At 70.2% G+C, this 7993-nt stretch carries 5 protein-coding genes; 2 read left to right on the forward strand and 3 right to left on the reverse strand.

Annotated features, from left to right (window positions below; translation table 11 throughout):
* Window positions 1–116: 116 nt before the first annotated feature.
* Window positions 117–1625, reverse strand: coding sequence for a diaminobutyrate--2-oxoglutarate transaminase family protein (locus tag AOK17_RS30700; protein WP_423556115.1), 1509 nt, complete (start codon window positions 1623–1625; stop codon window positions 117–119).
* A 332-nt stretch (window positions 1626–1957) separates the two neighbouring features.
* Here AOK17_RS30700 and AOK17_RS30705 point away from each other — a divergent pair, with 332 nt between their 5' ends.
* Window positions 1958–3187 (forward strand): trypsin-like serine peptidase, encoded by a 1230-nt coding sequence (locus AOK17_RS30705; protein ID WP_079053370.1) that lies wholly within the window; start codon window positions 1958–1960, stop codon window positions 3185–3187.
* A gap of 254 nt (window positions 3188–3441) precedes the next feature.
* A complete protein-coding gene (locus AOK17_RS30710) occupies window positions 3442–4641 on the forward strand; it encodes a trypsin-like serine peptidase (protein ID WP_055615839.1) in 1200 nt (399 codons plus the stop codon).
* Window positions 4642–4767: 126 nt separating this feature from the next.
* On the opposite strand, the gene hflX is transcribed toward AOK17_RS30710, so the two are convergent.
* The gene (gene hflX / locus AOK17_RS30715) at window positions 4768–6261 is read right to left on the reverse strand and encodes a GTPase HflX (RefSeq protein WP_055615840.1); all 1494 of its coding nucleotides are present in this window, start codon (window positions 6259–6261) and stop codon (window positions 4768–4770) included.
* A gap of 183 nt (window positions 6262–6444) precedes the next feature.
* Window positions 6445–7993 (reverse strand): M1 family metallopeptidase (locus tag AOK17_RS30720; protein ID WP_245697454.1); only part of this gene is annotated, 1549 nt, incomplete at its 5' end.

Below are 7993 nucleotides of genomic sequence, written 5' to 3' on the forward strand. Positions count from 1 at the left end.
TGTGTATAGGAGACAGGGGCGGGGGTGGAGGAGGCAGTTCCGGTGGTGCCTTGCGGGTGTCGCCGGAAGCCGACATCTCCAGGACCCCACTGCCGTGCCGTCCACTGGGCCGGCCGCTAGCCGGATCGCTCGGCCCGTCGGGTGTGCTCGGCGCCTTGGGTGTGCCCGCCCTTTTGGGCGCGCCCGGTCGCTGTCCGCCGGGTGCTCTCGGTCCCCGGGCCGGTGTGCGACTTGGCGACCTCCGCCACCGCGTCCGCCAGCCGGTTGAGCACCGCGCTCGCCTGTTCGTCGCTGATGGTGAGCGGTGGAAGCAGGCGCACCACGCTGGAGTTCCGTCCGCCGAGTTCCACGATCAGCCCGCGGCGCAGGCACTCCCGCTGGACGGCGACCGCCAGTTCAGGGGCCGCGGGATGCGGTCCGCCGGGGGACGGCGGCGGCTTCTCGGGGTCCACGAGCTCGACGCCGATCATCAGCCCCCGGCCACGCACGTCGCCGACGCAGCCGAAGTCGTCGGCAAGGCTCTGGAGTTGGGCGATCATGCGGTTTCCCAGAGTCGCGGCCCGCTCGGCGAGGCCGTTCTCACGGACGTACGCGAGTGTCGCGGCGCCGGCGGCCATGGCGAGCTGGTTGCCGCGGAACGTGCCCGCGTGGGCGCCCGGCCCCCAGACGTCGAGGTCCTCGTGGTAGACGACGACCGCCAGCGGCAGGCTGCCGCCGATGGCCTTGGAGAGGACCATCACGTCGGGTGTGATGCCGCTGTGCTCCACCGCCCAGAAGGCACCGGTCCGTCCGACTCCCGTCTGGACCTCGTCGGCGATCAGCGGGATGGAGCGCGCCGAGGTGATCTCCCGCATCCGCCGCATCCAGTCGTCGCGGGCCGGAATCACTCCGCCCTCGCCCTGCACCGGTTCCAGGATCATCCCGGCGGGGCTCGGCACCCCGGACTTGGTGTCGTCGAGGATGGACTCGGTCCAGCGCGCGGCGAGTTCGGCACCCGGCTCACCGCCGACGCCGAACGGACAGCGGTAGTCCTGCGGATAGGGCAGGCGCGCGACACGTACGTCGGACGCGCCCCCGGATGCCGCGAGCGCCCCCGCGGTCATCCCGTGGTAGGCGCCGGCGAAGGCGAGAATCCCGCTGCGCCCGGTCGCGGCGCGCACCAGTTTCAGGGCGGCCTCCACGGCGTCCGTACCGGCGGGCCCGCAGAACTGCACGCGCGCGTGGTCGGCGAGACCGGGCGGCAGCGTGCGGAACAGCTCGGTGGTGAAGGCGTCCTTGACGGGCGTGGCCAGGTCGAGGACCTGTAGCGGCGCCCCGGAGTCGAGGACCTTCCTGATGGCTTCCAGTACGACCGGGTGGTTGTGGCCGAGGGCCAGCGTCCCGGCGCCCGAAAGGCAGTCAAGGTAGCGGTTCCCGTCGGCGCCCTCGATCGTCAGACCTCGCGCGCGGACGGGGACGATCGGAAGGGCGCGTGCGTAGGTGCGTGCCGCGGATTCGCGCGCCGCCTGGCGCCGCAGAATCCCCTCGTGCGCCGCGCGCGCCCCGACGTCCTCCTGTGTCGCGCGCGCCCCCGCGGCCTCGGGCATCGCGGGCGCCGTCTCGGGCGCAGACTCGGTCACAGCCACGTCTGTCGGTCCTCCCGCTGTCCAGAAGAGGCGAGTTGCTCGGCCGCCCGGTGGGAGGCGACAGGGAATGAACGCAGCCGGAACGTCCCCCGTACGTACCAACGACGAGGACCGCGAGGGGCAACGGTGGGGCGAAGATCCTTGCCGTGACGGAACCGTTGCGGTTCCGTCGGAAGTCCCCCACAGCAACGGCATAGTCTGTGGTGCCGTTCAGCGAATTCCCGCTGATCAGCACCCACGGTTCACGTCGGACACATCCGGGTCACCGGATCCGTACGAAGTCCCATGTGGCAGCACAGAGTTGTTCGTTCACCTCCAGGGGGAGTCACACCATGCGACCCATACGCCCGCTCTTCGCCGCCCGTCGAGGGAGGAGCTCGCGCCGCAGAACCTCCCCCATGCTGGCCGCGGTCGGACTGGCCACGGCGCTGGCGCTGACCGCCACCGCCTGTGGTTCGGAGGAGGACGCCGACGCGAGCGCGCAGGCGTCGGCGTCCGCGGCGGGCGACGGCAAGATCAAGATCCCGGACAACATCAAGGACAGGCTCAAAGAGCACGGGATCGACATCGACCAGTGGAAGGGCGGCGCCTGGAAGAACTGGGACAAGGACGACTGGCTGCGCGAGGCCGGGGACTACATCAACCCGATCATCAAGGACCTGTGGGACCCGGACCGCATGCGTGAGGCCGAGGACCCGGACCAGGGCAAGGGCGTCGACGAGAACGACCTCTCGGGCGACCAGGGCGTGACCGACCCGGAGCCGGCGCCCGTGCAGGCGAAGGGCGTCCCGGCGGCGTACCACGAGAACGCGCCCGAGGCGGGCAAGGTGTTCTTCGACTCCCCCGAGGGCACGATGGTCTGCTCGGCGACCGTCGTCGAGGACCCGGCCAACCCCGGCAAGTCCAACCTCGTGTGGACCGCGGGCCACTGTGTGCACGCGGGCAAGAAGGGCGGCTGGTACCGCAACATCGCCTTCGTGCCCTCGTACAACAACGACGCCATGTCGGCGACGGAGCTCGCGACGGCCACCAAGGAGGAGGTCGCTCCGTACGGTCTCTGGTGGGGTGACTGGGCCCAGACCTCGGACCAGTGGATCGAGCAGGGCGGCGCGACGGGCGGCGACGGTGCCTCGTACGACTTCGCGGTCATTCATGTGACGCCGGAGAAGGGCAGCGGGGGCAAGTCCCTTGAGGAGACCGTCGGTTCGGCGCTCCCGGTGGACTTCAACGCTCCGGCCGTCTCGGAGGTCGGGGACATCACCGCGACCGGCTACCCGGCGGCGAAGCCGTTCGACGGAGAGACCATGTTCCAGTGCGCGGACAAGCCGGGCAGGCTCTCGATCGCCGAGTCCCAGCCGACGATGTACCGCATCGGCTGCACCATGACCGGCGGTTCGTCGGGCGGCGGCTGGGTCGCGGCGGGTTCGGACGGCAAGCCCGCACTGGTGTCCAACACCTCGATCGGCCCGGTGACCGCGGGCTGGCTCGCGGGGCCGCACCTGGGCACGGAGGCCAAGGGAATCTACGACTCAGTGAGCAAGAAGTTCGCGGCGCAGCAGTAGCGCAGCGACCATAGCGGCGCAGCCGTAGCAGTGGCGGAGCCGTAGCAGTACAGCAAGTAGCGCCACAGGGACGGACGGCGGCAGGGTGGGCGTGGGCCTCACGAAAACCTTCACCGCCCGGCCGCCGTTCGTCCTCGACTCCCCGGGCATAGTGGGGTGTCGCGGTGACACGGGCTCCGCGGAGAGCCTTCTTCGCGCTCTTCGCGCCTGACCCGCAGACGAAAGCTGCACGTTCAATCGGGGGTAACAACATCATGCGTTCCACACGTCCGTCCTTTTCGGGGATGCGCGGGCGACGCCGCGTCCTCGCCGCCGCCGGGCTGGCGGCGGCTCTGGTGCTCACCGCCACCGCCTGCGAGTCGGGCGACGACAACGCCGCCGACAAGCCGGCCGCGACCGGCTCCGGGGCCTCCGGCGGTGACAAGATCGAAATTCCGGCCGACATCGCCGACAGGCTCAAGGAGCACGGCATCGATGTCGACGACTGGAAGGACGGCGAATGGAAGAACTGGGACAAGGACAAGTGGCTCACTGAGGCCGAGGACTTCGTCAACCCGGTGATCGAGGGCCTCTGGAAGCCCGAGCGGATGAAGTCCGCCAAGGACCCGGACAAGACGATCTCCGCGAAGGACGCCTCGGCCGACCAGGGCGTGAGCGACCCGGCGCCGGCCCCGGTCACCGCGACGCGGGAAGAGACCCCGTACCACGACAACGCCGCCCCGGTCGGGAAGGTCTTCTTCGACTCCCCCGAGGGCTCGATGGTCTGCTCGGGCACGGTCGTCAAGGACCCGCGCAACCCGGGGAAGTCCAACCTGGTGTGGACCGCCGGCCACTGCGTCCACGCGGGTGGTGGAGGCGGCTGGTACCGCAACATCGCCTTCGTGCCCGCCTACAACGACCTCGGCAAGTCCGAGGCCGAGCTGGCCAACGCGACACAGCAGGAGATCTCCCCGTACGGCCAGTACTGGGCGGACTGGGCGTCCACCTCGAACGAGTGGATCCAGGGCGGCTCGGAGTCGGGCGGCGCGGGTGCCGCGTACGACTACGCGGTGCTGCACGTGAAGCCGGAGTCCGGCTCCAAGTCCCTTGAGGAGACCGTCGGTACGGCGCTGGACGTCGACTTCTCCACCCCGGCTGCGGCGGACGCGGGCACGATGGGCGCCTGGGGTTACCCGGCGGCGCCGCCGTACAACGGTCTGATCATGCACAAGTGCGTCGACCGGCCGGGCCGGCTCTCACTCAGCCCGAGCCTGCCGACGATGTACCGCATCGGCTGCACCATGACCGGCGGTTCGTCGGGCGGCGGCTGGTTCCGGGTCGTCGACGGCAAGACCGTGCTCGTCTCGAACACCTCGATCGGCCCGACCGACAACACCTGGCTCGCGGGACCGCAGCTGGGCCAGGGCGCCAAGACGCTCTTCGACAACATGAGCAAGGAGTACGGCGCCAAGTAGGCGCCCGTACGCCCGCCGGCGCAACGCCCACGGCATCCGCTCCGCGCATACGGCGAAGGCCCGCCCTGTCAGAGGGGGCGGGCCTTCGCCGTTTTCGATCAGAGCAGACCGATCAGGGCGGACGGATCAGACAGCCGGCGCCGGAACGTACGCCGCCAGTTCCGCCGCCAGTTCCTCGTGCACCCGCAGCTTGAGCAGGGTGCCCTCCGGGGTGTGCTCCTCGGAGATCACCTCGCCCTCGGAGTGGGCGCGCGCGACCAGCCGGCCGAGCGTGTACGGCACGAGCACCTCGATCTCGACCGAGGGGTGCGGCAGTTCGACGTCGATGAGCGCGAGCAGCTCGGCGATGCCCTGGCCCGTGCGGGCCGAGACGGCGATGGACCGCTTCTCGTTCCGCATGAGCCGCTGGAGCACCAGCGGGTCGGCCGCGTCCGCCTTGTTGATCACCACGATCTCGGGCACCTTGGTCGCGCCCACGTCGCGGACGACCTCGCGCACGGCGGCCAGCTGCTCCTCCGGCGCCGGGTGCGAACCGTCCACCACGTGCAGGATCAGGTCGGAGTCCCCGACCTCCTCCATCGTGGAGCGGAACGCCTCGACGAGGTGGTGCGGCAGGTGCCGGACGAAGCCGACGGTGTCCGCGAGTGTGTAGATCCGCCCGCCGGGCGTCTCGGCACGGCGCACGGTCGGGTCGAGGGTGGCGAACAGTTCGTTCTGCACCAGCACGCCCGCGCCCGTGAGGCGGTTGAGCAGCGAGGACTTGCCGGCGTTGGTGTACCCGGCGATGGCGACGGAGGGCACCTTGTTGCGACGGCGCTCCTGGCGCTTGATCTCGCGGCCGACCTTCATGTCCGCGATCTCCCGGCGCATCTTCGCCATCTTCTCGCGGATACGACGCCGGTCCGTCTCGATCTTGGTCTCACCGGGACCACGGGTGGCGAGCCCGCCGCCCTTGCCGCCGCCCATCTGACGGGACAGCGACTGACCCCAGCCTCGCAGCCTCGGCAGCATGTACTGCATCTGCGCGAGCGCGACCTGCGCCTTGCCCTCTCGGGACTTGGCGTGCTGGGCGAAGATGTCGAGGATCAGGGCCGTACGGTCGATGACCTTGACCTTGACGACGTCTTCGAGGTGGATCAGCTGGCCCGGCGAGAGCTCACCGTCACAGATGACAGTGTCCGCGCCGGTCTCCAGCACGATGTCCCGCAGCTCGTTGGCCTTGCCGGAGCCGATGTAGGTGGCCGCGTCGGGCTTGTCGCGGCGCTGGATGACGCCGTCGAGCACGAGCGCGCCGGCTGTCTCGGCGAGGGCGGCGAGCTCCGCGAGGGAGTTCTCCGAATCGGTCGCGGTCCCGGAGGTCCACACACCGACGAGCACCACGCGCTCCAGACGGAGCTGTCGGTACTCGACCTCGGTGACGTCCTCGAGCTCGGTGGAGAGGCCCGCGACGCGGCGCAGGGCCGCACGCTCGGAGCGGTCGAACTGGTCGCCGTCCCGTTCTCCGTCGACCTCGTGGCTCCAGGCGACGTCCTCTTCCATCAGGGCATCGGCCCGAAGACCGTCGGGGTGGTTCTGCGCGAAGCTCTGCGTGTCCTGGGAAGGGGAAGAAGAGGAGGTCATTGGGTCCTTACGTCGATGGGGATACCTGTGGGACGACGGACTTCCGTCCGACATCCACGACAACGTCCGGGGCCGCCGGGAGATTCCCGTCCGGATTCCGGAGGGCCGTGCCGCCGACCCGAAGTGGCGTCGACATGAAGATGTTCGCACGGCACGGCCCGTCTCGTCACCGGGTTTTCGGGGCTATCGCGTGGGCTTGGCGGGCTTCGCTGCCGGCTTCTCAGCGGGCTTGGCTGCGGGCTTCGATGCGGGCTTTTCCGTGGGCTTCTCCACCGGCTTCTCGCTGCGCCAGTCGGGGTGGCCAGGCATGGGCGGGGTCTTCTCCCCGTAGAGCCAGGCCTCGAAGAATCCGCTCAGGTCACGGTCCGCGATCCCCGAGGCGAGCCGCGTGAAGTCCGCGGTGTCCGCGACCCCGTCGTGGTGGGTGCTCACCCAGGTCCGCTCCAGCTGCTCGAAGGAGCGGCGGCCGATCTCCTCGCGCAGCGCGTACAGGACCAGGGCGCTGCCGTCGTAGACGTTCGGGCGGAAGATGCTGAGCTTCTCGCCGGGCGCGGCCCCCTTGGGCGCGGCGGGCGGGCCTCCCGTGGCCCGCCAGGTGTCGGAGGCCCGGTAGGCGGCACGCATCCGTGCCTCCATGGGCTTGTCGGCCTTCTCCTCCGCGTAGAGGGCCTCGTACCAGGTGGCGTGGCCCTCGTTGAGCCACAGGTCGGACCAGGTGCGCGGGGAGACGCTGTCGCCGAACCACTGGTGCGCCAGTTCGTGCACCATGATCGCCTCGACGTACCACTTCGGGTACTCGGGCCGTGTGAAGAGCTCCTTCTCGAAGAGGGAGAGCGTCTGTGTCTCCAGTTCGAACCCGGTGCGGGCCTCGGCGATCAGCAGCCCGTACGTCTCGAAGGGGTAGTCGCCGACCTTCTCCTGCATCCAGGAGATCTGGTCGGGTGTCTTCTTGAGCCACGGTTCCAGCAGCTCGCGGTCCTTGGTGGGCACGACGTCGCGCACGGGCAGACCGTCCGGCCCGCTCCGGTGCAGCACGGAGGAGCGCCCGATGGAGACCTGGGCCAGTTCGGTGGCCATGGGGTGCTCGGTCCGGTACGTCCAGGTGGTCGCCGCGGCGCGCCGGTTCACGTCCAGGGGCAGCCCGTTGGCGACGGCCGTGTAGCCGTTGGGCGCGGTGACCCGGAAGGTGAACAGGGCCTTGTCCGAGGGGTGGTCGTTGCTCGGGAAGACCCGGTGGCCGGCGTCGGCCTGGTTGGCCATCGCGAGGCCGTCCTCGGTCCGCACCCAGCCGCTGTCCTGGTCCTTGGTCGACACGGGGTTGCTGTCGTGGCGCACGGTGATCCGCATCCGGATGCCGGGCGGCAGTGGCTCCGCGGGCGTGACCACCAGGTCCTCCCCGGCGCTCCGGAACTCCGCCGGCTCGCCGTTGACCTCGACGGACCGCACTGTTCCGAGCGAGTAGTCAAGATTGACCTGCTCCAGCCAGTCTGTCGGCCTGGCCACGATCGTGGTGACGGCCGGCAGCGGCTTGCTGTTGCTGCCGGGATAGGTGAAGGAGAGGTCGTACGCCGTGACGTCGTACCCGGGGTTGCCCAGGTGCGGGAAGAGCCGGTCGCCGATGCCGAGCGGGGCCGGAGCGGGGGCACTGGCGGCGATGAGACAGACGGAAGCGGCGGAGGCGAGGAACGCCGTGCGGAGCCGTCGGGGGGCCTTCTGGGGTGGGGTCCCGGTG

Source organism: Streptomyces phaeochromogenes (genome assembly GCF_001418655.1).
In the GTDB taxonomy this organism is placed as follows: domain Bacteria; phylum Actinomycetota; class Actinomycetes; order Streptomycetales; family Streptomycetaceae; genus Streptomyces; species Streptomyces phaeochromogenes.